The following is a 23,029-nucleotide window of genomic DNA, read 5'->3' as shown; positions in this document are numbered from 1 at the left end:
TGCCGCTTACGCGTGCGCCGGCTGCGCAGGGACGACGGACAGGCGCAGGCCGACGGTCTTGAGCACTGCGAGCAGGGTTTTCAGTGTCGGGTTGCCATTTGGCGAGAGCGTGCGATACAGCGATTCGCGGCTGATGCCGGCTTCGGCCGCGACGGCGCCGAGGCCGCCGTACGCTTCCGCGACCGTACGCAGCGCGAGCAGGCCGGCCGCGCGGTTGTCGGGATCGTCGAGCGACTCCATCGCGACGCGCAGATAGGCCACCGCGAGTTCGCGGTCGGCGCCGAGTTCGGCGACTTCCGCGTCGTGGTGCGATACCGCACCTTTGAGCTTGGTCATGTTTGCCTCCGTTTCCAGTTCGACCAGTGTTCCTTTGCGCGCCTGATGTCGTCGGGTTGACTGCTTTTGTCGCCACCTGAAAGCAACAGCACCAGTGCACCGCCGTACCGCCCGAAATACACGCGATAGCCGGCGCCGACGTGGACGCGCAGTTCGATCACGCCTTCGCCGACGGGCTCGCAATCGCCGAAGTTGCCTGTCTGCACGCGGCGCAGGCGTTCGCGAATCCGTGCCTGCGCAAGCTTGTCGCGCACGGCGTTCAACCATTCGGTGAAGGGCTCGCGACCATCGTCGCGCTGATAGCGAAGAAGTTCGAACTTGGCGAGCATTGTAACTTATAAGCTACAAAAAGGAAGAGGGGTAAATGGCGTGGTCGTGCGAGCTGCCGGGTGGTGCGCGCGGGGGCGTGCGCGCATTGCCGAGTCGGGGCAACACACGACACCGCATGCGCGTTGCTGCGCACACGGTGCCTTCGAAGTGCGGGATGTCAGGCCGCGAAGCCGGCTTCCCGGACGAAGATCATTCTTTCATCCGGTGCGCAGGGTGACGATTCGGCCGGATGGCCAAAGTCAATGGCCCGGTGCCGGGCACGCGCGGTGGCGGGGGTGTATGGGGGGAACAACGTGAACAGCAAACCTGTCGGTGCCGGCGCGTCGCGCCAGGCGAGCCGACAGGCCTCTGACATTACTGCTTCGCCGGCGCGGCCGTCGCGATCTTGTCGAGCGCCGCCGGGATGTACGTGTCGAGCTGCGCAGTGACCGATTCGTAGAAATCGATCGGCTTGCCCCACGCGTCGGGTACGTCGACGTGCTTTCCGGACGCGTACTCGGCCAGCGTGAACACCTTGCCGGCGGCCGACGGATAGAGCGCGAGCACCTTCTCCTTATGTTTGTCGGTCATCGTCAGGATCACATCGGAATGCTTGATGTCGTTGGCGTTCAACTGCACCGAACGATGCGCGGACGTGTCGATGCCACGGCGCTTCATCAGGATGACGCCGTTTTCTTCGGGCTTTTCGTCATACGGATCTTCGTCGACCGCACGTGAGATCACCGCGATGTGCGCGTGGCGCTGCGCGATCAACTGGCCGGCGATCGCTTCGGCCATCACGCTGCGCCCGGTGTTGCCGGTGTCGACGAACGCCACCTTCTTCGGCTCGTCGGCGAACGCCGACGTCGCGCACTGGATGCCGACGCAACAGAGCAGTGCCAGCGTGTTGAGGGTGTGCCTTCTTTTCATGATGTCTCCTCGAGGGGGAAACCCCGGCGGCGCGCCAGGGCTTGCCGGAGATCATGACGGCCGTATGCGACGGAAAAAAATAAACGGCCGGTTTTTGCAAGACGGTGTCGCTTCGCGGCAAGCGGGCCGGGTGACGGCGCGTGCACCGTGCGCCCGATCGGGGAAGCCGCGAACCACGGCCCCGATCGCGGCGCGTGACTGTTTCATCGTCACGTCGTCGCCGCCACCCGTTCCGCCGCAAACCCCGCCAGCGTCCGCAACGCATCCCGTGCCGACCGCAGGTAAAACGCCTGCAGATGAAACACATGCCAGCGCGCCGCATGAACCTCCAGCCGGCACGGCACGCCACAGGCCTGCGCATGACGCGCCAGCCGCTGCGCATCCGACAGCAGCACCTCCTGGTCGCCGGCCTGGACGAGCATCGGCGGCAGGCCGCGCAGGTCGGTGTCGAGCGGGCCGTGGGCCGCAGCCGAACCGGCGCCGTGATACCAGCGCAGCCCCTGTTCGAGCCAGCCGCGACGGATCATCGGATCGTCATGGCGGCGCGAAGCCAGCGACTCGCCGCCGAGCGCGGGATCGGTCACGGGCGAGATCAGCAGCAGCGCGGCGGCGGCCGGCTCGCCGCGCTCGCGCAGCGCGATGGCCAGTGCCAGCGCCAGCGCACCGCCGGCCGAATCGCCGGCGATCACGATCCGGTGCGGCGCATGGCCCTGCGCGCGCATCGCGTCGTAGACGGCCAGCGCATCGTCGAGCGCGGCCGGGCTCGGATGCTCGGGGGCCAGCCGGTAGTCGGGCACCCACACCGGCAGGCCCGCATCATTCGCGAGCCGCGTCGTCACGCCGCGATGCGTATGCGGGCCGCCGAGACAGAATGCCCCGCCGTGCAGATAGAGGATCGCGCCGCCCGCGTCGCCGCGTTTCGGCGCCACGACTTCGACCGGCACGCGCTGCGCGGACGTGCGGTAGCGCAGCGTGCCGCCCGTGCCCGGCATCAGCGGCGACAGCAGCGCGACGACGCGGCGTTGCATGCGCGCGCCGAACGGCGGCCCGATCAGCGGCCGGAAGGCCAGCCGCAGGAAGCCGCGCAGCGATGCGGCGGTCAGTGCCTCCAGCCGGCCGGCGGGCGGCGCGATCATCACGTCGCGCGCCGGTGCGACCGACTCGGGCAACGGATGCGTGAAGCGGTAAGCGGACATTCCGGTGAAGCGCGTGATCCACCGGTAGGTCAGCGTGAAGCCCGGCCAGTTCGTGCTGTTGTGTCCCGACGCGTCGACGTACCAGCTCTTGCAGTTGCTCCACACCGATCCTTCGAGTCGCTGCTGCACATGGACGTTGAAGCGCCGGTAGCGGCGCGCGTCGACGTCGATCTCGCGCGCGCCGTCGCGACGCATCGTGCGCAGGCAGCGCATCACGTGCGCGATCTGGCTTTCGAGCATGTAGACGATCGAGTTGTGGCCGAGGTTGGTGTTCGGGCCGTACAGCATGAAGAAGTTCGGAAAACCGGGCACGGTGAGCCCGAGATACGCCTGCGCGCCGCGCCGCCATGCGTCGTTCAGGTCGACCCCATCGCGGCCCGTGATGCGCATCGGCGACAGGAACTCGGTCGCCGCGAACCCCGTGCCGTACACGATCGCGTCGACCGGATGCTGCACGCCGTCGACGGTCTCGATGCCGTCCTCCGTCACGCGCCGGATCCGCTGCGTGACGAGCTCGACGTTGTCGCGGCTCATCGCGGCAAGGTAGTCGCTCGACAGCAGGATGCGCTTGCAGCCGATCGGGTAGTCGGGCGTGAGTTGCGCGCGCAACGCCGGGTCCGGCACATCGCGTGCAAGCAGTGTGTGGAACGGCCGGCCGACCGCGACCTTCATCAGCTTGTGCAGACGCGTGAACGCGATCGCGCGCGATTCGTAGCGCAGGTAGATCGATGCGCGATGCAGTTTCATCGCCCACGGCAGCCGGCGGAACAGCGCCTTCTCCCACGGGCGGTACGCGCGGTCGGGGCGCGGCATCACATAGGCCGGCGAACGCTGGAATACGACCAGCTGCTTCACGTCGCCCGCGATCGCCGGGACGAACTGGATCGCCGACGCGCCGGTGCCCACGACCGCCACGCGCTTGGCCGTAAGCGAATAGTCGTGATCCCAGTGCGCGGAGTGGAATGCGCGGCCGCGAAACGTGTCGATGCCGGGCAAGTCGGGCATCGCGGGGCGGCTCAACTGCCCGGTGCCGCTGATGAGCACGGCGGCGCTGAGCGTCGTGCCGTCGGCGAGCGTGACGCGCCACAGCGCGGCGGTTTCGTCGTAGCGTGCGTGCGCGACTTCGGCGCCGAAGCGCAGGTAGCGTGCGAGGCCGTACTTGCGCGCGCAATGCTGCAGGTACGCATGGATTTCGGGCTGCGGCGCGAACACGCGCGACCACGCCGGATTGGGCTCGAACGAGAACGAGTACAGGTGCGAGGGCACGTCGCAGGCGGCGCCCGGGTAGCGGTTGTCGCGCCACACGCCGCCGACGTCGTGCGAACGCTCGACGATCGTGAAATCGTGGATGCCGGCACGTTGCAGCGCGATCGCCATGCCGATGCCGGCGAAGCCGGCGCCGATGATGATCGCCGCAAGCGGTGCGGCGGATTCGGCGGCGCGAGAGGTATCAGGCGACAACATGGCGGGTTTCCTCGGGCTGGATGGCATCGTGCGCGGCGCACGATGCGGGAACGATGTCACGATCCGTCGCTGTCCTGACGGTTTCGCCTTTCGGTTGTGCGGTCGTGCGGCACACGCCCCGGATCAGGTCGACAGCCTTCTCGGCGATCATGATCGTCGGTGCGTTGGTGTTACCGCCGATGAGTGTCGGCATCACCGACGCATCGACGATGCGCAGCCCCTGCAGGCCGCGCACGCGCAGTTGCGGATCGACGACGGCGAGCGCGTCGTGCCCCATCCGGCATGTGCCGACCGGGTGATACACGGTGTCGGTGCGCCGCCGCAGCACGTCGCGGATTTCATCGTCGGTGTTGACGTTCGCGGTGAACAGGTCACGCGTGGTCCAGCCGGCGAGTGCCGGCGCTTCCATCAGCCGTCGTGTGAGGCGGAAGCCCGCGACCATGTCGTCGAGGTCGTGCGGGTCGTCGAAGAACGCGGGATCGATGCGCGGCGCCGCGAGCGGATCGGCGCTGTTCAGCGTGACCGAGCCGCGGCTGCGCGGCCGCAGCAGGCACACGTGGCACGACAGCCCGTGGCCGGCGTGCAGCTTGCGCGCATGATCGTCGACGAGCGCGACGACGAAGTGCAGCTGGATGTCCGGCGCATCGAGCCCGGCGCGCGTCTTCAGGAAGCCGCCGCCTTCCGCGAAATTCGACGTCAGCATGCCGCGTCGTTCACGGCGAAAACGCGCCAGCTCGCGCAGCATGCGCAGGCCGCCGCCCGCGGACACGCCCATCGTGTCGACGCTGCGCGTGCGGTAGCCGAAGATGAAATCCGGATGATCCTGCAGGTTGCGGCCGACGCCGGGCAGGTCGGCGTGCACGGCGATGCCCTGTTGCTGAAGTTCGCGGCCCGGGCCGACGCCCGACAGCATCAGCAACTGCGGTGTTTGCAGCGCACCGGCCGCGAGCACGACTTCACGCCGCGCGCGCAGCGTGCGGACCTCGCCACGCTGCCGCACCTCGACACCGATCGCGCGCGTGCCGTCGAACAGGATGCGCAGTACCTGCGCATGCGTCTCGACCGTCAGGTTGTCGCGGCGGCCGACGTGCGGCAGCAGGTACGCGCGCGCCGCGCTCCACCGTTCGCCGTGCTTCTGCGTGACCTGGTAGATGCCGATGCCTTCCTGCTGCGCGCCGTTGAAATCGTCGGTGAGCGGCAGGCCGGCCTGCCGCGCGGCTTCCAGGTAGCGCGCATGGAACGGGTTGCCGGTGCGCAGGTCGCTCACCCACAGCGGGCCGTCGCGGCCGTGCCACGCATCGTCGAAGCGCTCGTTGTGCTCGCTCAGGCGGAAGTACGGCAGCACGTCGTCGTAGCTCCAGCCTTCGTTGCCGAGCGCAGCCCAGCCGTCGTAGTCGACGCGATGGCCGCGGATATAGACCATCGCGTTGATGGCCGACGACCCGCCCAGCACCTTGCCGCGCGGCTGGTAGCCGATGCGCCCGCCGAGACCCGGCTGCGGCACCGTGTCGAAGGCCCAGTTGTTGATGCGGGTCGGCATCATCGCGACCGCGCCGGTCGGCACGTTGACGAGCGTGCCGTCGCCGCGGCCGCCGGCCTCGAGCACGCAGACGGTCACGGCCGGGTCCTCGGTCAGCCGCCCGGCGACGACGCTGCCGCCCGAACCGCCGCCAACGACGATGTAGTCGAAAGTCTTGCTCATGGATTCGTCCTCTGAGGGTCGATGGATCAAGCGGGGCGCGGCAGCGTGCCCGGGCGGCCGGTGTGCGGCAGGCGGGGCGCGAGCGGTGGGGCGGGGGCGCGGGCGAACGCGACGAAAGCGTCGCGCCGGCATGCGAAGCGGGCTGCGGGATCGGTCGGGCGACTCGGTCGCATGGTGTCTCCTCCGGAGGGCGATGGCGTCGTTCGGATGACGACTGGATGACGCCGATGGTGCTGGCCGCATGGGAAAACACCAATGCTGCTTCGGGACAATTGTTTTAGTATTTGGGCCAAATCGGCGCTTCGAGGGTTTCTCCGCATGAGCTTCTGGGATTTCACCCGGAGTCCGGCCAGCGCCCGGCTGCTGGTCGATTTCGGCGACGAACGCGGCGTGCCGCACGCGACGCTGCTGGCCGGCACGGGCCTCGCGGACGCGCAGCTCGACGATCCGAAGGTCGAGGTGACGGCCGCGCAGGAACTGCGGCTGACCGGCAACCTGCTGCGCGCGCTCGGGCGTGCGCCGGGCCTCGGGTTCGAGGTCGGCCAGCGCTATCACTTCTCCGCGTACGGGGTGTGGGGCTACGGGCTGATCGCCAGCGCGACCGCACGCGACGCGCTCGCGCTGGCGCTGCGCTTCCTGCCGCTCACCTATGCGTTCACGGTGATCACGTACCGCGAGGAAGGCGGCACGTGCATGCTCAATTTCGGCGCGCCGGAACTCGATGGTACGGTGAGCCGGTTTCTCGTCGAGCGCGACATGACGGCCGCGGCCGTGCTGCTGCAGGAAATCGGCGACGACACATTCGCGTTGTCGCGCTTCTCGGTGCAGGCGGCGCGCACGCCGACCATGCCGGTGCCGCGCATCGCCGGCGTCGAGCCTGCCTTCTCGGCGCGCGCGAACAGCCTCGCATTCGACCGCGTGTTTCTCGACCGGCTGCTGCCGCATGCGAATCCGCTGACGGTGTCGATGTGCGAGCAGATGTGCGGCCAGCTGCTCGAAGCGCGGCGCGCGCGCGTGGGCACGTCGGAGATGGTGCGTCAGTACCTGAGCGCGACGCCCGGCCACGCGCCGTTCTCGCTCGAGGACATGGCGCGGCTGATGAACACGAGCCCGCGCACGCTCAAGCGCCGGTTGCAGGAGGAGGGCACGACGTTCCGGGCGCTGCTCGCGCAGGCGCGCGGCGCGATGGCCGAGACGCTGCTCGGCGACGCGCGCCTGTCGCTCGCGGAAGTCGCGGAGCGGCTCGGCTTCAGCGACCTGTCGAGCTTCTCGCAGGCGTTCAAGCGCTGGTACGGCGTGCCGCCGGGCGCGTATCGCAGCGCGGCGCAACGGGACGGCGGCCGTTCCTGAATCACGGTACGATCGCTGGCATTCCTGCCGACATTCCCATCACGAGAGCCTCCGCATGATCACGATTCGCCCGATGACCGACGACGATTTCCCGCGCTTCTGGCCGACTTACCGCGCCATCGTCGCCGCTCAGGAAACCTATGCATTCGATGCGGCGCCGACACAGGAAGCGGCGCGCGCACTGTGGCTCGATGCGCCGCTGTGCACGTGGATCGCCGAAGAAGACGGCGTGGTCCTGGGCTCGTACTACCTGAAGGCGAACGCGGGCGGCCCCGGCAATCACGTGAGCAACTGCGGTTACATGGTGAGCGAGGCCGCGCGCGGCCGCGGCGTCGCGCGCTTGATGTGCGAGCACTCGCAGCAGGTCGCGCGCGAGCGCGGTTTCCTCGCGATGCAGTTCAACTCGGTGGTGTCGACGAACGAGGTGGCGGTCGCGCTGTGGCAGAAGCTCGGGTTTGAAATCGTCGGCCGCTTGCCGCGTGCGTATCGTCATGCACGGCTCGGCTTCGTCGACAGCCTCGTGATGTACAAGTGGCTCGGCGACACGGCGGCCGCCGAAGCCTGAGCACGCGGCCGCTTCGTCAGACGGCGAACGCGCCGTCGAACACGATCCGGTCGTCGAGCGCGAGCGTGCCGCGCGCGAAGATCAGGTCGAGGTGGTGGCTCCCGTTTTCGCCGCCGCCGAGCCCGAGGTGCAGGCCCGGATGGCGTTCCTCGAACCCCGCGTTGCGGCCGTACAGCCCGCGAATCCCGAGGTTCGTGCCGATGCCGAATTCCTCGATCCGCCGGTGATTCGGATGTCGGTCGAGATAGGCGGCGAAATCGCGGCGGAAGCCATCGTTGTCCGTGTCGAACCCGACGATCATGCTGTTCTCGACCTGCAGCGTGGCGAGCTGCTCGGCCACCTTGTACTTGATCGCGAACGGCACGGTGCCGAGAAACGTGCCGCTGAAGACGACCGAGCCGTTGAGATCGGTGACGTGCGTCGCGATTTCGCCGGGCACGACGTCGAGGTTGCCCATTCCGTCCACGCTCGTCCATTTCTGGTCCGGCGCGAGCGAGCCCGTCAGCGTGTTGCCGGCTTCATCGATGAAGCGGATCTGCGATGCGCGCGCGGCCGCGGCGATCAGCCGCCCGTTGCGCGCCGCGATGTCGTCGAGCGATTCGGCGAATGCCTCGTCGAGATGCGGGCCGTAATCCTTGAACAGGACCGACTTGCTCCAGTGCTCGACGATCGCGGGACGGATCGCGGCGAGGAACGGCGGCCCGCTCGGCGACGGCGTCGGCAGGCACGACGAGTCGTACAGCAGCACGAACAGATCGGCACGATCGAGCGCGGCGGCGATATCGGCGGGCGGGGTGCTTTCGAGGCAGAGTGTGGTCGCGTCGAGCGAATCGGGCAGGGCGGAAAACGCGCGCAACGCGATGTCGCGGTTGCGGGTGTCATGGCCGACCAGCAGATTTCCCGACTCGCCGCGCGCCAGCTTGTCGCGCAGCGCGGGGTGGAAGCCCAGTGCGCGGTGCAGGTTCAGCATGCGTGTCTCCGGAAGCGGCGGAAGGGCCGAGGCCCTTCCGCGAGAACGGGTGGCCCGCTCAGACCGGCCAGAGCGCGGTGCCGAACGGCACCACGGCGTCCTCGACCATCATGTCGACGGCCTCGGGGTGCGTGTCTTCCTGCATCCAGTCAAGCAATTCGATCTGCTGGGTGTCCTGCATGTCAATTCTCCTGTGGTGAACATGAGTGATTCAACATGAAAGCGCGGCTAAAAAGTTGCCACTCCTCATCACGTATTTCGTGAATGCGCGACGAGTGGCGTTGATATTAGTCTGAGGAATTTACGAATGCAATGCGTTGCAAGGTTTTTAGCCGAGACGTGCTAAACACGGGGAATTTGCGGGTCGCGTGCGCTAAAACACCGATAAAGCGAATGACGGATTCGACGTCATTTTTTTCAATGACCGGAATCTCATGCGTTGCATTGCATTCGGCGATTTTTCATCAGGAATTCAATCGCCGCGACCGGTGGTGTTGGCGGTGACCTTGCATGCGCGCGAACGCGTCGCCGGTGATCGACGGCGCGTCAGCGGCCCGATGCCCGTGTCAACCGAGCAGCGCCTTGCCGAGCGGTTTGGCCGGCTCGGACCGCAGCACCAGCGACGTCGTGACCGCGCCGAAGCGGGCAATCGCATCGATGATGGTTTCCAGTTGTCCCGGTGTCGGCACCAGGACTTTCAGCAGGAAGCAATCCTCGCCGGTCATCCGGTGGACCTCGATGACGTGTGGCATCTCGGCGAACGCGCGCAGCGCGGGCTTGATGTGTTCGTGCGTCGTCTTCAGCCGGATGATGGCCATCATCCCCAACCCCAGCGCGGCCGGGTCGATCCGTGCGCCGTAGCCCGCGATGATGCCGCGTTCTTCCAGCCGCTTGACGCGCTCCGAAGTGGCCGGCTGCGACAGGCCGATGCGGCGGCCCACTTCGGACAGCGGCATCCGCGCATTTTCCTGAAGCGCCTCGAGGATCGACAGATCCAGGCGATCGAGCTCTCCGTTCGACATGTCCGCTTTCCCGCTCCGTTAATTCATCGGCATATTGTCTCAATATCCGATGACTTGCCATTCCCGGCCGGTTTCCGGCAGGCCAGACTGCGAGCTCGCTCATTCATGGAGACGGAGATGGACCAGACGATCGTGATCGTGCCGGGGATCGGCAACTCGGGACCGGATCATTGGCAGAGCCACTGGGAGGCCGCGCTTCCAGGCGCCGTGCGCATGGCGCCTGCGTCGTGGGATGCGCCCGACCTGCGCGACTGGATGGCGGCGCTCGATGAAACCGTTGCGCAAGCCGCGACGCCGCCGGTGGTGATCTGTCATTCGCTGGGTTGCCTGTTGTTCGCGCACTGGCGGGCGGCGTCGACGCGCGTCGTGCGCGCTGCGTGGCTCGTTGCGGTGCCCGATCCGGGCTGCCCGCGCTTTCCGGCTGCGGCCAGTGCGTTCGCGCATGTGCCGCAGGGTGATTTCGGCGGCTTGCCGGTGCTGGCGATCGCCAGTTCGGATGATGGGTACGACCCGGCCGGGCGCGGCATTGCATGGGCAAGCGAGCGGGGCGCGACGCCGTTGCTGCTCGGCCCGCGCGGCCATCTGAATACGGAAGCGGGATTGGCGGAATGGCCCGAGGGACGCGCTTTGTTCACCGCCTTCATCGCGGGATTGCGGGGGTAGCGCGGGCAAGCGGCCGACGTGCGCCCGCGATGGCTTGCGGCGCGCGATGCATCGACGATCCGGCTGCCGCGGCCGGGTTCCTGCCGCCAACGCATGCCGGCCCGCGACGGCTCAAGTATGATCGTCGACAGAATCGGAAGCCTCGACAGTCGGGATTGGCGCGTGCGGAACACCGGTTCCGCCGTCACGACTTGCCGCGGCTTCGAACGACCAAGGAGACACGCGATGCGCGCAGCGCCGCAACCGGAGCAGGCCGGCCCGTCGCGGCCGGACACCGGCGCGACCGGCACCTTCCCGGAACGTGACCCCCATCGCATCGCCGCGTGGCGGCTCGCGATCTGCCTGTCGCTTGGCAGCGCGATCGCGCTCGGCCTCGCGCGCTTTTCGTATGCGCTGCTGCTGCCGCCGATGAAGGCCGATCTCGGCTGGACGTTCGCGCAGGCCGGCGCGCTGAACACGGCGAACGCGGCCGGCTACCTGGTCGGTGCGCTCGCGTTTCCGTGGCTGTCGCGGCGCTGGCGAGCAGGCTCGCTGCTGGCGGTCGGATGCGTGCTGACCGCGTTGCTGATGGCCGCGTGCGGGCTCACGTCCGGCATGCATGCGCTGCTGGTGCAGCGGCTCGCGACCGGTGTCGGCAGCGCGCTGACCTTCATCAGCGGCGGCGTGCTGGCCGCGCGGCTCGCATCGGCGTCGCCGCGCGATGCGGGCTTGCTGCTCGGGCTCTACTACGGCGGCACGGGATGGGGCATCGTCGCATCGTCATTGCTCGTGCCGGCGACGCTCTCTCACGGCGACCATGGCTGGCAGCCCGCATGGTTCGCGCTCGCGTTCGCGTGCGTGCTGTTCTCGGCGGTGGCCGTGTCAGCCGCGCGCCGCATCGAGCGCGTGCATGCGGCACCGACTGCGCCGCGCGGCGATGCGACGGCGGCCGCGACCGCGAGCCCCGCGCGCTTCGCACTTGCGCTGGCCGGCTACGGCCTGTTCGGCGTCGGCTATATCGGCTACATGACCTTCATCGTCGCGCTGCTGCGCGGCGCGGGGATGAGCGGCACGGTGGTTGCCGCGTTCTACGTGATGCTCGGCGTCGCGACCATCGTGTCGGCGCGGCTCTGGTCGGGGCTGCTCGACCGGATGCGCGGCGGCCAGGCGCTCGCCGTGCTCAACGCGCTGCTCGGCATCGCGACGCTAATGCCGGCGATGTTCGTGCATCCGGTGGCCGCGTTCGCGTCGGGCGTGCTGTTCGGCGCGACGTTCCTGTCGGCCGTCGCATCGACGACGGCGTTCGTGCGCCACAACCTGCCGCCGGACGGCTGGGCGAAGGGGATCAGCGCGTTCACGACGGTCTTTGCGTTCGGGCAGATCGCCGGTCCGGTCGCGATCGGCTGGGTGTCGGACAGCGCGGGGCTCGCGCGCGGGCTCGTGTATTCGGCGCTGACGCTGTTCGCGGGCGCCGCGCTCGCGGCCGGGCAGCGTGCGTTGCGAGCCGCCGCGTAGTCACGCGCTAAACGCGCCGTTCACCGCACGCACGCCGTGCGCGACACGCGATGAAACGCACGGCTGAAGTAGATCAGGCTGTCGCCGTCGTCGCGCACGCGGATCGACGTCGCCTCGATGAACATCACTGAATGCGAGCCGACTTCCTTCATGTCGGCGATCGTGCCCTGCAGGCTCGCGAGCGCGTCGCGCAGCACGGGCACGTCCTGTTCACCGCGATCCCACACGGGCAGGTCGAAGCGCCGCGCCATCGGCAGGTCGGTGAGCCCCGCGAAATGCCGTGCGAGTTGCTCGTGTTCGGCCGGCAGCACGTTGATGCAGACGTGGCGGTTGCGTTCGAACGTCGTGCGCATCGCGCTCGACCGGTTGAGGCACACGAGCAGCGTCGGCGGCGTATCGGTGACGGAGCACACGGCGCTCGCGGTGATGCCGCAGCGGCCGTGCGGCCCGGCGGTGGTGATCACGTTGACGGCCGCGCCGAGGTGGGCCATCGCTTGCCGGAAGGCCTTCTGCGCGTCGCTCGGCTCGACGCGTGCCGGTCGCGGGATATCGGTCGTGGAAGACATGGGCGCTCCTGGTTGGACGAAAGCGGCGATCGCGTGGCACTGCCGGTGCAGCGCCGCGTCGCCGACAATGACCCAAGCGTACGACGCGAAAATGCCGGCGACCATTCGCACGATTGACGATGGAGATGGCGTTCTCGCCAACACGTCTAAAGGTTCTACCTAGATGCGTGGCGCATCGCGCGAAAAAAATCGGGATTGCACGTTCATGCGGCACGTGAAGGGGTTTTCAGCGGGTTTTCGGCTCGTTATGATGTGCCGCACACCCCCAGCGAACGACGCGCGCGACGCGCCGGCACCCGGCCCCGTATGCGGCGCGTGCGATACCGATACCGATATTCAGTGAGACACCCGCGATGACGTCACCCGCACCGATCGTATACATCGTCGACGACGACAACGGCATGCGGACGTCGCTCGCGTGGCTGCTCGAATCGGTCGGCATCGCGTCCGAAGGATTCGCGAACGCCACCGATTTTCTCGCGCGCTTCGACGTGAACCTGCCCGCGTGCCTGGTGCTCGACGTGCGGATGCCGGAGAAGAGCGGCTTCGACGTGCAGGCGGAACTGAACGCGCGCGGCGCGACGCTGCCGGTGATCTTCGTCAGCGGGCACGGCGATATCCCGATGTCCGTGCGCGCGCTGCAGAACGGCGCGATCGATTTCGTCGAGAAGCCGTACAACTCGCAGCAGATGCTCGAGCGCGTGCAACGCGCGCTGCGGCTCGCGCAGCAGCGGCATGCGGTGAGCCAGCGTCACCGCGAGCTGCGCCAGCGGCTCGATGCGTTGACCGCGCGCGAGAAGGAAGTGCTGCGCGGCGTGGTGGACGGCAAGGGCAGCAAGCAGATCGCGTCGGATCTGTCGATCAGCGTGAAGACCGTCGACGTGCATCGCGCGAGCATCAAGGAGAAGCTCGGCGCGACGTCGATCGCCGCGCTCGTGCGCGACGTGATGGTCGTGTGGGGCGACGACGGGGAGTCGTCGCGATAGGGCCTTGCCGGGGTTCGGCGAGGCGCTGCATGCGGTGCTCGGTACTCGGTGCTCAGCGCATGTACAACCCGCCGTTGATGTCCCAACACGCGCCGTTCGCGAAATGCGCGTCGCCCGACGCGAGCAGCACGGCGGCATCCGCGACGAAGCCGGCCGACCCGAGCTTGCCGCCCGGCAGGCTCGCGAGCACCTGGCGCAGTTTCTCCGGCGCGACGCTTTCATACACGATCGGCAAGTCGAGCGGGCCCGGCGAGATCGCGTTGACGGTCACGCCCTGTGCGGCGAGATCGCGTGCGAACACCTTGGTCAGCGTCAGCGTGCCGCCCTTCGCGGCCGCGTAGTGCGCGCCCGTCGCCGAGCCGCCGTTCTGTCCGGCGAGCGACGCGATGTTGACGATGCGGCCCGCGCCGCGCGACGCGAAGTACTGGCCGAACACCTGGCAGCCGAACAGCACGCTGCGCAGGTTCACGTCGATCACCTGGTCGAACTGCTCGGCCGTGATCTCCATCGCGGGCACGACCTTCGATGCGCCCGCGTTGTTCACGAGCACGTCGATCGTGCCCCAGCGTGCGACGAGCGCATCGCGCGCGGCTTCGAAATCGCGTTTCGACGTGACGTCGAGCGGCAGCGCGATCGCGCGTTCGCCGCTCGGGTCGAGTTCGCGTGCGTGCGCCTGAATGGCGTCGGCGGCGATATCGGCCAGCGCGACGCGGTAGCCGGCCGCATGAAAACGTTCGGCGATGACGGCGCCGAGCCCGCGCGCGGCACCGGTGACGAGGACGACTCGGTCTGACATGGTGTGTGATTCCGTGGTTCGCGAGCGCGTGCCGGATGCCGCCGCGCCCGCATCGTGGTTCATGCGGCGAGTGCCGCTTCGAAGTGTGCCGCGATCGCGCAGACCTGCTCATCCGCACCCTTGCGCCCGACGATCTGCAGGCCGGCCTTCAGCGGCGAACCGGCGAGCGGTAGCGGCAGGCTGAGTGCCGGATGGCCGCTCAGGTTGAACGGCCGGATCAGCGACGACATCGCGATCACCGATACGCCATCGCGCGCCTGCTGCAGCGTGATCGGCAGCGCGGGCAGCGTCGGCAGCACGAGCACGTCCGCGTGTTCGAGCGCGGCGTCGACCTGTGCGGTGAAGCGGGCGCGTACGGCTTCGGCTTCTTTCAATGCCGCAGGCGTAGTCGTTGCGGCCGCACGCAATCGCGCATCGAGGTCGGCGCCGAGCTTGCCGGTTTCGACGAGATGGCCGAACGCGCGCGACGTTTCCGCGTTGATCACGGTGAGCCCGGCGGCGAACGACGCCGGCATGTCGTCGAGCACGACCGCGTGCGAATGCAGGCCCGATGCGCGTACGGCCGCGTCGAGCGCGGCGGCGATGGCCGGATCGGCGTCGACCGTAATGCGCGCGATCGTGCAGCCTGCGGCAGAGGCCGTCGCTTGCGTACGATCGAAACCCGGCGCAATCGCGGCCATCACCGCAACCAGCGTGCGGATGTCGCGCGCGAACGGCCCGACGCAATCGAGCGTGGTTTCGACGGGCGCGACGCCGCGCCGGGACACGCGGCCGAACGTCGGCTTCAGCCCGGCCACGCCGCAGCAGGCAGCCGGCCCGCGAATCGAGCCGCCCGTGTCGGTGCCGAGCGCTGCATCGACGGTACCGAGCCCGACGAGCGAAGCGGAACCGCTCGACGAGCCGCCCGGAATGCGCGTCGCGTCCTGCGGATTGACGGGCGTGCCCGTGTAGTCGTTGATGCCGGTCATGCCGAACGCAAGCTCGTGCATGTTCGCCTTGCCGGCAATCTGCCAGCCTGCGTCGAGCAGCAGGCGGACGACGTCCGCGTGTTGCGTGGCCGGCCGGGCATCGGCGAGCGCTCGGCTCGCCGCGCGGGTCGGATAGCCTGCGATGTCGATCGTGTCCTTGATCGCGATCGTGGGGCCGGGGCCGCCGAGCGTGAAAGTGTCGATGAAGCCTGTCATGGTCGGTATCGTGAGCAAGCGATGGGAAGCATCGGGAATCAGGACCGTGGCGCAGCGGCGAGCGGCCATGGGCCATCGAGCACGCGTTCGGTGCGGAAATGGCGGATCAGCCACGCAGAGCCGTTAGCGGCCGGCGCGAAATCGACGGTCAGCCGCGCGGCGATCAACTCGGCCGAGCCGTCCGCGTAGCGCGACGCCTGCAGCATGATCCAGCGGCCGCGCGCGCTCGTGTTGCCGGCGCCGATCTCGATCGACTCCGACGTCAGGAAGTGCAGGTTCGCCGAGAAGTGCGGATCGGGCGGCAGGTAGCGGCCCAGCATCGCGACGATCGCGGCCGTGCCTTCGAGCCGGCCGAACTTGTGCGCGTACTGCGGGCCGATGCCTTCCCACACGGCGTCGGGCGTGAACAGCCCGGCGAGCGACGGGCCGTCGCCGGTATCCTCGGGCACGTCGCACAGCGCCATGTAGCGCGTCATTGTCGCGCGCACCGCGCGCTCGGCGTCGAGCGCCGCCAGGCGCTGCGCGAGCGCATCGATCAGGCCGGGGGACAGGTCGGTCATCGCGCGCCTCACGCCGCGGGCTTCGCGGCCGGCGGCACCGTCAGCGCACGGCCGACGCGCGCTTCGATCTTGCCGTAGCGCCACAGGTTGTATTCGCCGACCGGCGTCGTGCGATACAGGTTGCACACGGCGACCGTCGTGTCGAAGTCGGCGACGTCGGCCATGATGTAGAAGGTCCACGGTGCGCCGTCGGCCTGGCCGACCACGAGGCGGTCGTCATCCATCACGCCGAGCACGCGCACGCCGGGCATCGCTTCGACGGCGGCGAGCATCGCGCCGTACGCCTGCCACACTTCGCCGATCTTCTCGCGCGGCAGGTCGAAGAAGTTTTGCGACACGCCGCAGCAGAACAGGACGCGCAGCGGCAGCGGATTCGAATCGGACATGGGAGGTTCTCCAGAGGAAACGGTTGAGGGCGCGAGCCGGCCGGCGAAGGTATTGCGGCACGGGCTCCATGCGGGTTCAATGAAGCTTCGGACAGACGTGGGTTACAGGTAGCCGGGAAACGGCGTGATGCCGGTGAACACCGCGCCGGCGCCGTCGAAGTTGCCTTCGCCGAGAAACGCGTGCTGCGTGACGACCATCGCGTCGCGCAGCAGCCGCTGCAGCGGGTGCGTGCGATAGATCGCCGCCGTGCCGCCGAGGCGGTACGCGCGTTCGACGACGCTCGCGCCTTCGCGTGCGATCTGCGTGGCTGCGAGCCGCAGCAGGCTGACCTGGTCGGGCGTCACCGGGTTGCCGGCGAGGATCGATTGCCACACGCCGTCGGTCGCGTCGTAGAAGAATGCGCGCGCCGAGCGCAGTTGCGCTTCGGCCTTCGCGAGCTCGATGCGGTAGTACGCGCGGTCGGCAAGGCGCGGTGCGCCGGTCGTCGTCTGCCGGCCGCCCGACATCCGGTTCACGACGTCGAGTGCCGCGCGTGCGAGGCCGAGGTTCACGACGGCCAGTACCTGCGCCGCGTACGCGACGGTCGGATAGCGGTACAGCGGCTCGTCGACGGTCGGCTCGCCGCCGCGCACGAAGGTCCACGCTTCGGGCACGAAGCGGTCATCGACGCGCAGGTCGTGGCTGCCGGTGCCCTGCATGCCGACCACGTTCCAGTTCTCGACGATCTCGACCTGGTCGGCGCGGAACACGGCCGTGCGCGGCTTGTTCGGCGCGGCGTCCTGCGCGCCCGGCACGGCGATGCCGACGCCGAGCCAGTCGGCCCCCTTGCAGCCGCTCGCGAACTTCCACGTGCCGTTTACGCGCCAGCCGCCTGCTGCGGGCTGGGCCGGCTGCACCGGAAACAGGCCGCCCGCGAATACCTGGTCGGGGCCGCTCGCATACAACTCGGCCTGGGTTTCGAGCGGCAGCGCGGCGAGATACACGTTCGCGGAGCCGAAGCTCGCGACCCACGCGGCCGAGCCGTCGGCGGTCGCGATTCGCTCGATCATGTCGAGGAACGCGGTCGGCGCGAGCGCATCGCCGCCGAACCGGCGCGGCGTGCCCGCGCGATAGATGCCGGCCTGCTTGAACAGCGCGATCACGTCGCGCGGTACGTGCGACAGGCGGTCGAATTCTTCGCGGCGCGCGGCGACGGTCTCGATCACGGCGTCGAGCGGCGACAGCCGGGCGGCCGGTTCGCTGGCCGCGTGGGGAGCGCTCGGTGCGGTGTCGAGGGCGAGGGCGGCGTGGGGCATGGCTGTCTCCTGGGGGCGGATGGGGGTTCGAATGCGGGGTGGTCACGACGATGCAGTCAGTCTAGAAACGCCGAAAACGCGCAGCAATTGGTGCGTTGGGCCGTGCGACTGGTGACGTTCCGTGCCGCGCTAAAGAAATCTTCAGATGCGGGCGGCGCCCGCCGGTGCTATGTTGGGTTTCCGGTCGCGCGATGCCGCGCGACCTCATCCGAAGCCGATCATGAGTTTCCCCGACGAAGACGATTTCCACCGGCTGCTCGACGCACTGACGACCTGCGTGCTGCTGCACGACGCGCACACCAAGGCGATCGTATGGGCGAACCGCGCCGCGTGCATCGCGCTCGGTTTTTCCGTCGAGGAGCTGCTGCCGCTGAAGGCGCCGGACATGACGCGCCCCGAGCCGAAATACCAGCGCGAGATCGCGGTGAGCGCGTGGGATCGCGCGCTCGTCGACGGCCCGCAGGTGTACGAGTGGTGCTACCGGTCGCGCACGGGCGTCGACATGTTGTCCGAGGCGACCGCCACATACGTGCCGCTGCGCGGGCGCGACGTCGTGATGGTGCAGTTCCGTGACATCAGCGCGGAAGAGGCGGTGCGCCAGCAACTGCGCCGCTACGAGGCGCGACTGCGCGAATTCATGCAGGACCTCGACGAAGGCATCGCGGTCGTCACGCCGCACGGCGGCGTGCAGTTCATCAGCGAGTCGGGCCGCCGCGTGCTCGGGCTCGCGCCCGACGAAGCGCTCGGCGAGGTGCTCGACTACTGCTCCGAGGCCGATCGCGACCGGCTCGTCGCGCAACTGCGCGATGCGCCGTCCGCGTATCCGTCCGCGCCGCAGCGCTACCGGATCGTGCGGCGCGACGGCTCGACGTGCTGGCTGCGCATCCTGTGCCGGCAGGTCGAGATCGAGGACGATCTCGACGGGCTGCTGGTGCAGTTTCGCGACGTGAGCGACGAAGTCGCGATCGAGGACGCCCGCCGCGCGGAAGCGCGCATGCTCGAACACGCGGGCCGTTACAACGCGATGGGTGAGATGGCGAGCGTGATCGCGCATGAGCTGAGCCAGCCGCTCGCGGCCGTGCGCAACTTCATCGAAGGCGCGGTGCAGCGGCTGAACGCGCGCGGCGCCATCGACGACGCGATCTGGGGGCTGCGCAGCGCGGACCGGCAGGCCGAGCATGCGGCGCTGATCATCAAGAGCGTGCGCGAGTTCATCGTGAAGCGCGAGCCGGTCGTCGCGCTCGCCGACCTGCGCGACATTCTCGCGGACGTCGCGTATTTCATCGAGCTGCGCGCGAAGGAGGCCGGTGTGACGGTCACGATCGTGCAGGCCGATGCGCCGCTGCCGATCCGCTGCGAGCGCGTGCTGATCGGGCAGGTGATCCTCAATCTTGCGTTCAACGCGATCGAGGCGTTCGCCGGGTGCGAGCGTGTGCCGCGCACGCTGACGCTCGGCACCGCGAACGTCGGCGGGCATGCCGAGTTGCGCGCGATCGACAACGGCCCGGGTATCGCGGCCGGCGCGCACGACCGGCTGTTCGACGGTTTCTCGTCGTCGAAGGCCGGTGGGAACGGAATCGGGCTGTCGCTGTGCAAGAGCATCGTGACGCGCCACGGCGGCCGGATCGCCGCCAGCCCGGCCGAGGGCGGCGGGCTCGACTGCCGCGTGACGCTGCCGCTCGCCGGCGCACGCGCGTAGCCGCTGCGTCGCGTCACGGCCGGGCAGCGACGCGCGGCGCACGATCAGCGCCCCAGCGCCCGCGCGGTCTGGCCGCCGATGCCGAAGTCGGTGTTCGGAATGTCCTTGATGATCACGCGGGTAGCTTGCAGCGGCGCATCGAGCACGTTCGCGCCGGCATCGGACAGCGCGGCGATCAGCGCGCGCTTCTGTTCGTCGGTGCGGCCGGCGATCAGGATCGCGACGATCACGGGCAGCGACGGCGGCGCGCCGTCCGCGGCGCTGCGGCCGCCGAGGCCGAAGTGCGTCGCCGGCAATTCGGTCAGCAGGACGCGCACCGAATCGATCGGTGCGCCGATCGATTCGACGGTCGCACCGGTCAGCCGTGCGATCAGTTCGGCCTTACGGGCTTCGTCATGGCCGGCCGGCAGGAAAACTTCGAGTGTGGGCATGGTCGTCCGGAAAGGTGAAGGTGACCGACTCACCGTTGCGTTGGCGATGGCGAACCGGTGGCCGCTTACAGGTGAAGGTGGCCGACTCACCGTTGCGTTGGCGATGGCGAATCGGTGGCTGCTTACAGGTGAAGGTGACCGGCTCACCGTTGCGTTGGCGACGGCGAACCGGTGGCCGCTTACAGCAGGAAGCCGATCGAGCTGAGCGCTTCGGTCGAATCGATCAGGCGCACGACCTTCTCGGCGATCCGCATCTCGCCTTCGGCATCGACATGCAGCTTGTGCGTGACGTCGGCCGCGAACAGCGTCGCGACGCCGCGCTTGTACGCGACGACGACCTGCGCCGATTTCAGCTCGACGGTGCCGGCGCTGCCGCTTTCCAGCGTGAAGCGCGACACGGTGCGCACCGTGCGCGCCGCGTCGGTCGCCGACGCCGAGTAGCCGGACATCATTCGCTGCACGCGCTTCTCGCGCATGTCCTGGTCGTCGAATACGTAGTTCAGCGTCGCGGCGAAGTCGGTCGTGTCGGGATCGATCGGCACCACGTAGTGGCCGGCCGGATCCCACAGGCCGAGCCACGCGCGATAGTCGCGGCGATCGAGCATCTCGGCTTCGCGCCACACGAATTCGACCGCGCGGGCGAAGGTCTGCTCGGAAAAGAGGGCGTTGCGGTCGTCCATTATTGTTGCTCCATCATCTTGCGCCATTGCTGGTAGGCCTCGCGCATGCCGGTCTCGTCGGTCGCATGCGCGGTCTTTTCGCCGTTCGCGGCAGTCGTCTCGCGGTTCAGCCCGCGATTCACGAGGATCGGCACGTCGGGGCCCGCATGCGCGCCGCGTTGTACACGCTCCCATGCTTCTGCGTCGTCGGGGCTGCCGAAACCGAACGGGCCCTGGAAGTGCTCGTGGATGCGCAGCCGCTCGCGGTTCGCTTCGTCGGGGCCACCGTCCATCGCGAGCGCGACGTGGCGGATCTCGGTTTCGTTCGCGGAGATCGGCCGCAGCACGCGGAAGAACGCCATCGACAGCGCGAGGTTCGGGAACAGGTTCAGGTTGAAGCCGACGCCCATCAGCGAACGCACGATGCGGCGCACTTCGTCCGGCGTATGACGCTCGGCGAGCTTCGCCGCGAGCGGCGCGAAGCGCTCGGGCAGCGGCGCGCCGTCGTCTTCGTCGAGGTCGATCAGCTCGGGCATCAGCACCGCGAGGCTGTGGCCGTTGCCGAGCCCGCGGCAGAATGCGTCCTCGCTCGTCATGAAGCTCGTGATCGCGGCGGCCGTTTCGTCGTCGATCGACTTCATCCACGACTTGTGCACGACCGGGAAGTGATAGAGGTCGGTCGTGTTCTCGAGCTGGATCTTCCAGTTGCCCTTGAACTTGAACTTGTGCTCGCCGTTCGCCTTGATCGGGTAGCCGGCGCCCTGTTTCATGAACAGGTCGATCCACGGCTTCGCGCCGCCGAGGAAATCCTCGAGCGGTTCGATGGCGTCGTTGAAGCTCGCGAAGATCAGCCCCTGGTACACGCCGACGCGCAGCTTCACGAGCGGCAGGTCGCCTTTTTCGCACACGCCTTCGTAGCCGTCGCCATACGGCAGCGCGCGCAGCGTGCCGTCGAGCGCGTAGGACCAGCTGTGATACGGGCACGTGAAGCCCTTCGCGTTGCCCTTGTGCGATTCGCACACGGTCGCGCCGCGATGGCGGCAGCGGTTCTGCAGCACGTTGATTTCACCGGTCTTGTCGCGCACGACGATCACCGGCTGGCGGCCGATCGTCGTCGTGATGAAGTCGCCCGGGTTCGGCAGCTCGCTTTCGTGCGCGACCCAGATCCAGGTGCGGTAGAAGATGCGGTCGAGCTCGGCTTCGAACAGCGCGGGATCGTGATACATCGCGGGCGCGATGCGGTCGGGTTGCGCGAGGCCATGCAACGCGCTGGTGTCGATCGTCTGGTAGGAAATGTCGCTCATCGTTGTCGTGGGGAAAGAGTCGCGAAATCGGGCCGCGTCACGCGCGGTGTCGAGTGCCCAGTCTCGTCTTCCACTACATATCCGTCAAATTGATCTAAAATTGACCAGTCAATAAATACGGCAAATGATGGAGGCTACGATGACATCGGTCGATCATCTCGATCTGAACCTGTTGCGTGTATTCCAGGCGATCGTCGAGGAGCGCAGCCTGACGAAGGCCGGCGAGCGGCTCGCGCTGTCGCAGCCGGCCGTCAGCTATTCGCTCGGCCGGTTGCGCACGCTGTTCGACGATCCGCTGTTCGTGCGCACGCGCTCGGGCATGCAGCCGACGCCGGTCGCGCTCGAACTCGCGGGCATCGTCGGCAAGGCGCTCGACATGGTGCGTGTTGCGCTGCGCTATGCGGAGCGCTTCGATCCGGCCACCAGCACGCGCACGTTCCGGCTGTCGTTGTCGGATGCGGGCGAGATGGCGTACCTGCCGGCGATCTGCCAGGCGCTGCGCGAGCGCGCGCCGCGCGTGACGCTGAGCGTGCAGCCGCTGCCGGTGGAGGAGATCGAGGAAGCGCTGCGCGCGAGCCGGCTGGATTTCGCGATCGGCAACCTGCCGGAGCTGATGCCGTGCACGCGCCATCAGGTGCTGTTCGAGGAAACCTACGTGTGCATGACGGGCCGCCGGCGCGGGGTGCCGAGCGGCGCCGCGCTGAGCCTCGAGCAGTTCGTGCGCGCCGCGCACGTCAACGTGAAATCGGTCGAGCACAGCCACCACGCGCTCGACGATGCGCTGCGCGCGCAGGGCGTGGGCCGCAACATTGCGCTCGAAGTGCCGCACTTCGTCGCGCTGCCGAGCGTGCTGTCGGTCACCGATCTGTATGCGACGCTGCCGAAGCGGCTCGCGCAGATCCTGAACCGCGACAATGCGTTTCGCCTGTACGAGCTGCCCGTCACGCTCCCGCCCGCGCCGGTGACGATGCACTGGCACGAGCATTTTCACGAAGACGAAGGCAATGCGTGGATGCGCACGTTGCTGGCCGAGCTTGTCGAGCGGTTCGACGACGCGTGATTCATGAGGACGAGGGCAGCGCGCTGGATGCGCGCGTTGCTGGCCGAGGTCGTCGAGCGATTCGACGACGCGCGACGTTTTGAACGGGCGTCGCCCGTACC

Annotated in this window: 24 protein-coding genes; 7 read left to right on the top strand and 17 right to left on the bottom strand. The window is 68.3% G+C overall.

Features of this window, described 5'->3' with window-relative positions:
* Positions 1–6 precede the first annotated feature (6 nt).
* The 5 genes from F3J15_RS16645 to F3J15_RS16625 form a co-directional block, all read right to left on the bottom strand.
* Positions 7–336: a transcriptional regulator gene (locus F3J15_RS16645; protein ID WP_011356110.1), complete on the bottom strand. Its 330-nt coding sequence runs from the start codon at positions 334–336 to the stop codon at positions 7–9.
* Positions 333–665 (bottom strand): type II toxin-antitoxin system RelE/ParE family toxin, encoded by a 333-nt coding sequence (locus F3J15_RS16640; RefSeq protein ID WP_166892620.1) that lies wholly within the window; start codon positions 663–665, stop codon positions 333–335. The genes F3J15_RS16645 and F3J15_RS16640 overlap by 4 nt, the downstream gene beginning before the upstream one ends.
* A gap of 355 nt (positions 666–1,020) precedes the next feature.
* Positions 1,021–1,575 (bottom strand): protein tyrosine phosphatase, encoded by a 555-nt coding sequence (locus F3J15_RS16635; protein WP_089474233.1) that lies wholly within the window; start codon positions 1,573–1,575, stop codon positions 1,021–1,023.
* Positions 1,576–1,784: 209 nt separating this feature from the next.
* Positions 1,785–4,235: an alpha/beta hydrolase fold domain-containing protein gene (locus F3J15_RS16630; protein WP_166892617.1), complete on the bottom strand. Its 2,451-nt coding sequence runs from the start codon at positions 4,233–4,235 to the stop codon at positions 1,785–1,787.
* Positions 4,222–5,937 (bottom strand): GMC family oxidoreductase N-terminal domain-containing protein, encoded by a 1,716-nt coding sequence (locus F3J15_RS16625; RefSeq protein WP_166892614.1) that lies wholly within the window; start codon positions 5,935–5,937, stop codon positions 4,222–4,224. The genes F3J15_RS16630 and F3J15_RS16625 overlap by 14 nt, the downstream gene beginning before the upstream one ends.
* A 318-nt stretch (positions 5,938–6,255) precedes the next feature.
* Between F3J15_RS16625 and F3J15_RS16620 the strand changes: the two genes are divergently transcribed.
* Positions 6,256–7,287: an AraC family transcriptional regulator gene (locus F3J15_RS16620; protein WP_166892610.1), complete on the top strand. Its 1,032-nt coding sequence runs from the start codon at positions 6,256–6,258 to the stop codon at positions 7,285–7,287.
* Positions 7,288–7,342: 55 nt separating this feature from the next.
* Complete coding sequence (locus F3J15_RS16615; protein ID WP_089447162.1) at positions 7,343–7,852, top strand: N-acetyltransferase; 510 nt, start codon at positions 7,343–7,345, stop codon at positions 7,850–7,852.
* Between the two features lie 16 nt (positions 7,853–7,868).
* Here F3J15_RS16615 and F3J15_RS16610 read toward each other — a convergent pair whose 3' ends face one another.
* From F3J15_RS16610 to F3J15_RS16605, 3 genes are all read right to left on the bottom strand, one after another.
* Positions 7,869–8,822, bottom strand: a complete 954-nt coding sequence (locus tag F3J15_RS16610) for a leucyl aminopeptidase (protein WP_166892607.1) — start codon at positions 8,820–8,822, stop codon at positions 7,869–7,871.
* Between the two features lie 58 nt (positions 8,823–8,880).
* On the bottom strand, positions 8,881–9,003 hold the full coding sequence (locus F3J15_RS38110) for a hypothetical protein (protein ID WP_006766865.1): 123 nt from the start codon (positions 9,001–9,003) through the stop codon (positions 8,881–8,883).
* A gap of 385 nt (positions 9,004–9,388) precedes the next feature.
* Positions 9,389–9,844, bottom strand: coding sequence for an Lrp/AsnC family transcriptional regulator (locus F3J15_RS16605; RefSeq protein ID WP_011356102.1), 456 nt, complete (start codon positions 9,842–9,844; stop codon positions 9,389–9,391).
* Positions 9,845–9,961: 117 nt separating this feature from the next.
* Between F3J15_RS16605 and F3J15_RS16600 the strand changes: the two genes are divergently transcribed.
* Together F3J15_RS16600 and F3J15_RS16595 are read left to right on the top strand one after the other, a co-directional pair.
* Positions 9,962–10,507, top strand: a complete 546-nt coding sequence (locus F3J15_RS16600) for an alpha/beta hydrolase (RefSeq protein WP_166892604.1) — start codon at positions 9,962–9,964, stop codon at positions 10,505–10,507.
* A gap of 225 nt (positions 10,508–10,732) precedes the next feature.
* A complete protein-coding gene (locus tag F3J15_RS16595) occupies positions 10,733–12,001 on the top strand; it encodes a YbfB/YjiJ family MFS transporter (RefSeq protein WP_166892599.1) in 1,269 nt (422 codons plus the stop codon).
* A 20-nt stretch (positions 12,002–12,021) separates the two neighbouring features.
* Here F3J15_RS16595 and hpaC read toward each other — a convergent pair whose 3' ends face one another.
* Positions 12,022–12,567 (bottom strand): 4-hydroxyphenylacetate 3-monooxygenase, reductase component, encoded by a 546-nt coding sequence (gene hpaC / locus F3J15_RS16590; RefSeq protein ID WP_166892596.1) that lies wholly within the window; start codon positions 12,565–12,567, stop codon positions 12,022–12,024.
* Positions 12,568–12,920: 353 nt separating this feature from the next.
* On the opposite strand from hpaC, the gene F3J15_RS16585 reads away from it, so the two are divergent.
* Entirely contained in the window at positions 12,921–13,553 is a 633-nt protein-coding gene (locus F3J15_RS16585; RefSeq protein ID WP_043178278.1) for a response regulator, read from the top strand.
* A gap of 52 nt (positions 13,554–13,605) precedes the next feature.
* On the opposite strand, the gene F3J15_RS16580 is transcribed toward F3J15_RS16585, so the two are convergent.
* The 5 genes from F3J15_RS16580 to F3J15_RS16560 all read right to left on the bottom strand — a co-directional run bounded on the left by F3J15_RS16580 (position 13,606) and on the right by F3J15_RS16560 (position 17,775).
* On the bottom strand, positions 13,606–14,349 hold the full coding sequence (locus F3J15_RS16580; protein ID WP_166892594.1) for an SDR family oxidoreductase: 744 nt from the start codon (positions 14,347–14,349) through the stop codon (positions 13,606–13,608).
* Positions 14,350–14,408: 59 nt separating this feature from the next.
* Positions 14,409–15,533 carry an amidase gene (locus F3J15_RS16575; RefSeq protein WP_166892591.1) on the bottom strand — a complete coding sequence of 375 codons (1,125 nt, stop codon included), beginning with the start codon at positions 15,531–15,533 and terminating at the stop codon, positions 14,409–14,411.
* A gap of 38 nt (positions 15,534–15,571) precedes the next feature.
* Positions 15,572–16,093, bottom strand: a complete 522-nt coding sequence (locus F3J15_RS16570; protein ID WP_166892588.1) for a nuclear transport factor 2 family protein — start codon at positions 16,091–16,093, stop codon at positions 15,572–15,574.
* An 8-nt stretch (positions 16,094–16,101) separates the two neighbouring features.
* On the bottom strand, positions 16,102–16,479 hold the full coding sequence (locus F3J15_RS16565; RefSeq protein WP_011356094.1) for a hypothetical protein: 378 nt from the start codon (positions 16,477–16,479) through the stop codon (positions 16,102–16,104).
* Between the two features lie 102 nt (positions 16,480–16,581).
* A complete protein-coding gene (locus F3J15_RS16560; protein WP_166892585.1) occupies positions 16,582–17,775 on the bottom strand; it encodes an acyl-CoA dehydrogenase family protein in 1,194 nt (397 codons plus the stop codon).
* A 145-nt stretch (positions 17,776–17,920) separates the two neighbouring features.
* Here F3J15_RS16560 and F3J15_RS16555 point away from each other — a divergent pair, with 145 nt between their 5' ends.
* Positions 17,921–19,474, top strand: a complete 1,554-nt coding sequence (locus F3J15_RS16555; protein WP_166892582.1) for an ATP-binding protein — start codon at positions 17,921–17,923, stop codon at positions 19,472–19,474.
* 44 nt (positions 19,475–19,518) lie between these two features.
* On the opposite strand, the gene F3J15_RS16550 is transcribed toward F3J15_RS16555, so the two are convergent.
* From F3J15_RS16550 to F3J15_RS16540, 3 genes are all read right to left on the bottom strand, one after another.
* A complete protein-coding gene (locus F3J15_RS16550; protein ID WP_166892579.1) occupies positions 19,519–19,905 on the bottom strand; it encodes a 2-hydroxymuconate tautomerase family protein in 387 nt (128 codons plus the stop codon).
* 179 nt (positions 19,906–20,084) lie between these two features.
* Complete coding sequence (locus F3J15_RS16545) at positions 20,085–20,588, bottom strand: aromatic-ring-hydroxylating dioxygenase subunit beta (RefSeq protein ID WP_166892663.1); 504 nt, start codon at positions 20,586–20,588, stop codon at positions 20,085–20,087.
* Positions 20,585–21,868, bottom strand: a complete 1,284-nt coding sequence (locus F3J15_RS16540) for an aromatic ring-hydroxylating dioxygenase subunit alpha (protein ID WP_166892576.1) — start codon at positions 21,866–21,868, stop codon at positions 20,585–20,587. Before F3J15_RS16540 ends, F3J15_RS16545 begins: the two co-directional genes overlap by 4 nt.
* A 139-nt stretch (positions 21,869–22,007) precedes the next feature.
* On the opposite strand from F3J15_RS16540, the gene F3J15_RS16535 reads away from it, so the two are divergent.
* Positions 22,008–22,928, top strand: coding sequence for a LysR family transcriptional regulator (locus tag F3J15_RS16535; protein WP_089486427.1), 921 nt, complete (start codon positions 22,008–22,010; stop codon positions 22,926–22,928).
* The last annotated feature ends 101 nt before the right edge of the window (positions 22,929–23,029 follow it).

Source organism: Burkholderia sp. Ap-955 (genome assembly GCF_011753045.1).
Classification (GTDB): Bacteria; Pseudomonadota; Gammaproteobacteria; order Burkholderiales; family Burkholderiaceae; genus Burkholderia; species Burkholderia lata_D.
The sequence above is the reverse complement of the archived record's forward strand: the minus strand, read 5'-3'. Positions and strand labels throughout refer to the sequence as shown.

Coding starts and splice junctions, on each gene's coding strand:
- F3J15_RS16645 (WP_011356110.1), bottom strand. CDS start 336: ATGACCAAGCTCAAAGGTGCGGTATCGCACCACGACGCGGAAGTCGCC.
- F3J15_RS16640 (WP_166892620.1), bottom strand. CDS start 665: ATGCTCGCCAAGTTCGAACTTCTTCGCTATCAGCGCGACGATGGTCGC.
- F3J15_RS16635 (WP_089474233.1), bottom strand. CDS start 1,575: ATGAAAAGAAGGCACACCCTCAACACGCTGGCACTGCTCTGTTGCGTC.
- F3J15_RS16630 (WP_166892617.1), bottom strand. CDS start 4,235: ATGTTGTCGCCTGATACCTCTCGCGCCGCCGAATCCGCCGCACCGCTT.
- F3J15_RS16625 (WP_166892614.1), bottom strand. CDS start 5,937: ATGAGCAAGACTTTCGACTACATCGTCGTTGGCGGCGGTTCGGGCGGC.
- F3J15_RS16620 (WP_166892610.1), top strand. CDS start 6,256: ATGAGCTTCTGGGATTTCACCCGGAGTCCGGCCAGCGCCCGGCTGCTG.
- F3J15_RS16615 (WP_089447162.1), top strand. CDS start 7,343: ATGATCACGATTCGCCCGATGACCGACGACGATTTCCCGCGCTTCTGG.
- F3J15_RS16610 (WP_166892607.1), bottom strand. CDS start 8,822: ATGCTGAACCTGCACCGCGCACTGGGCTTCCACCCCGCGCTGCGCGAC.
- F3J15_RS38110 (WP_006766865.1), bottom strand. CDS start 9,003: ATGCAGGACACCCAGCAGATCGAATTGCTTGACTGGATGCAGGAAGAC.
- F3J15_RS16605 (WP_011356102.1), bottom strand. CDS start 9,844: ATGTCGAACGGAGAGCTCGATCGCCTGGATCTGTCGATCCTCGAGGCG.
- F3J15_RS16600 (WP_166892604.1), top strand. CDS start 9,962: ATGGACCAGACGATCGTGATCGTGCCGGGGATCGGCAACTCGGGACCG.
- F3J15_RS16595 (WP_166892599.1), top strand. CDS start 10,733: ATGCGCGCAGCGCCGCAACCGGAGCAGGCCGGCCCGTCGCGGCCGGAC.
- hpaC (WP_166892596.1), bottom strand. CDS start 12,567: ATGTCTTCCACGACCGATATCCCGCGACCGGCACGCGTCGAGCCGAGC.
- F3J15_RS16585 (WP_043178278.1), top strand. CDS start 12,921: ATGACGTCACCCGCACCGATCGTATACATCGTCGACGACGACAACGGC.
- F3J15_RS16580 (WP_166892594.1), bottom strand. CDS start 14,349: ATGTCAGACCGAGTCGTCCTCGTCACCGGTGCCGCGCGCGGGCTCGGC.
- F3J15_RS16575 (WP_166892591.1), bottom strand. CDS start 15,533: ATGACAGGCTTCATCGACACTTTCACGCTCGGCGGCCCCGGCCCCACG.
- F3J15_RS16570 (WP_166892588.1), bottom strand. CDS start 16,093: ATGACCGACCTGTCCCCCGGCCTGATCGATGCGCTCGCGCAGCGCCTG.
- F3J15_RS16565 (WP_011356094.1), bottom strand. CDS start 16,479: ATGTCCGATTCGAATCCGCTGCCGCTGCGCGTCCTGTTCTGCTGCGGC.
- F3J15_RS16560 (WP_166892585.1), bottom strand. CDS start 17,775: ATGCCCCACGCCGCCCTCGCCCTCGACACCGCACCGAGCGCTCCCCAC.
- F3J15_RS16555 (WP_166892582.1), top strand. CDS start 17,921: ATGCGGGCGGCGCCCGCCGGTGCTATGTTGGGTTTCCGGTCGCGCGAT.
- F3J15_RS16550 (WP_166892579.1), bottom strand. CDS start 19,905: ATGCCCACACTCGAAGTTTTCCTGCCGGCCGGCCATGACGAAGCCCGT.
- F3J15_RS16540 (WP_166892576.1), bottom strand. CDS start 21,868: ATGAGCGACATTTCCTACCAGACGATCGACACCAGCGCGTTGCATGGC.
- F3J15_RS16535 (WP_089486427.1), top strand. CDS start 22,008: ATGACATCGGTCGATCATCTCGATCTGAACCTGTTGCGTGTATTCCAG.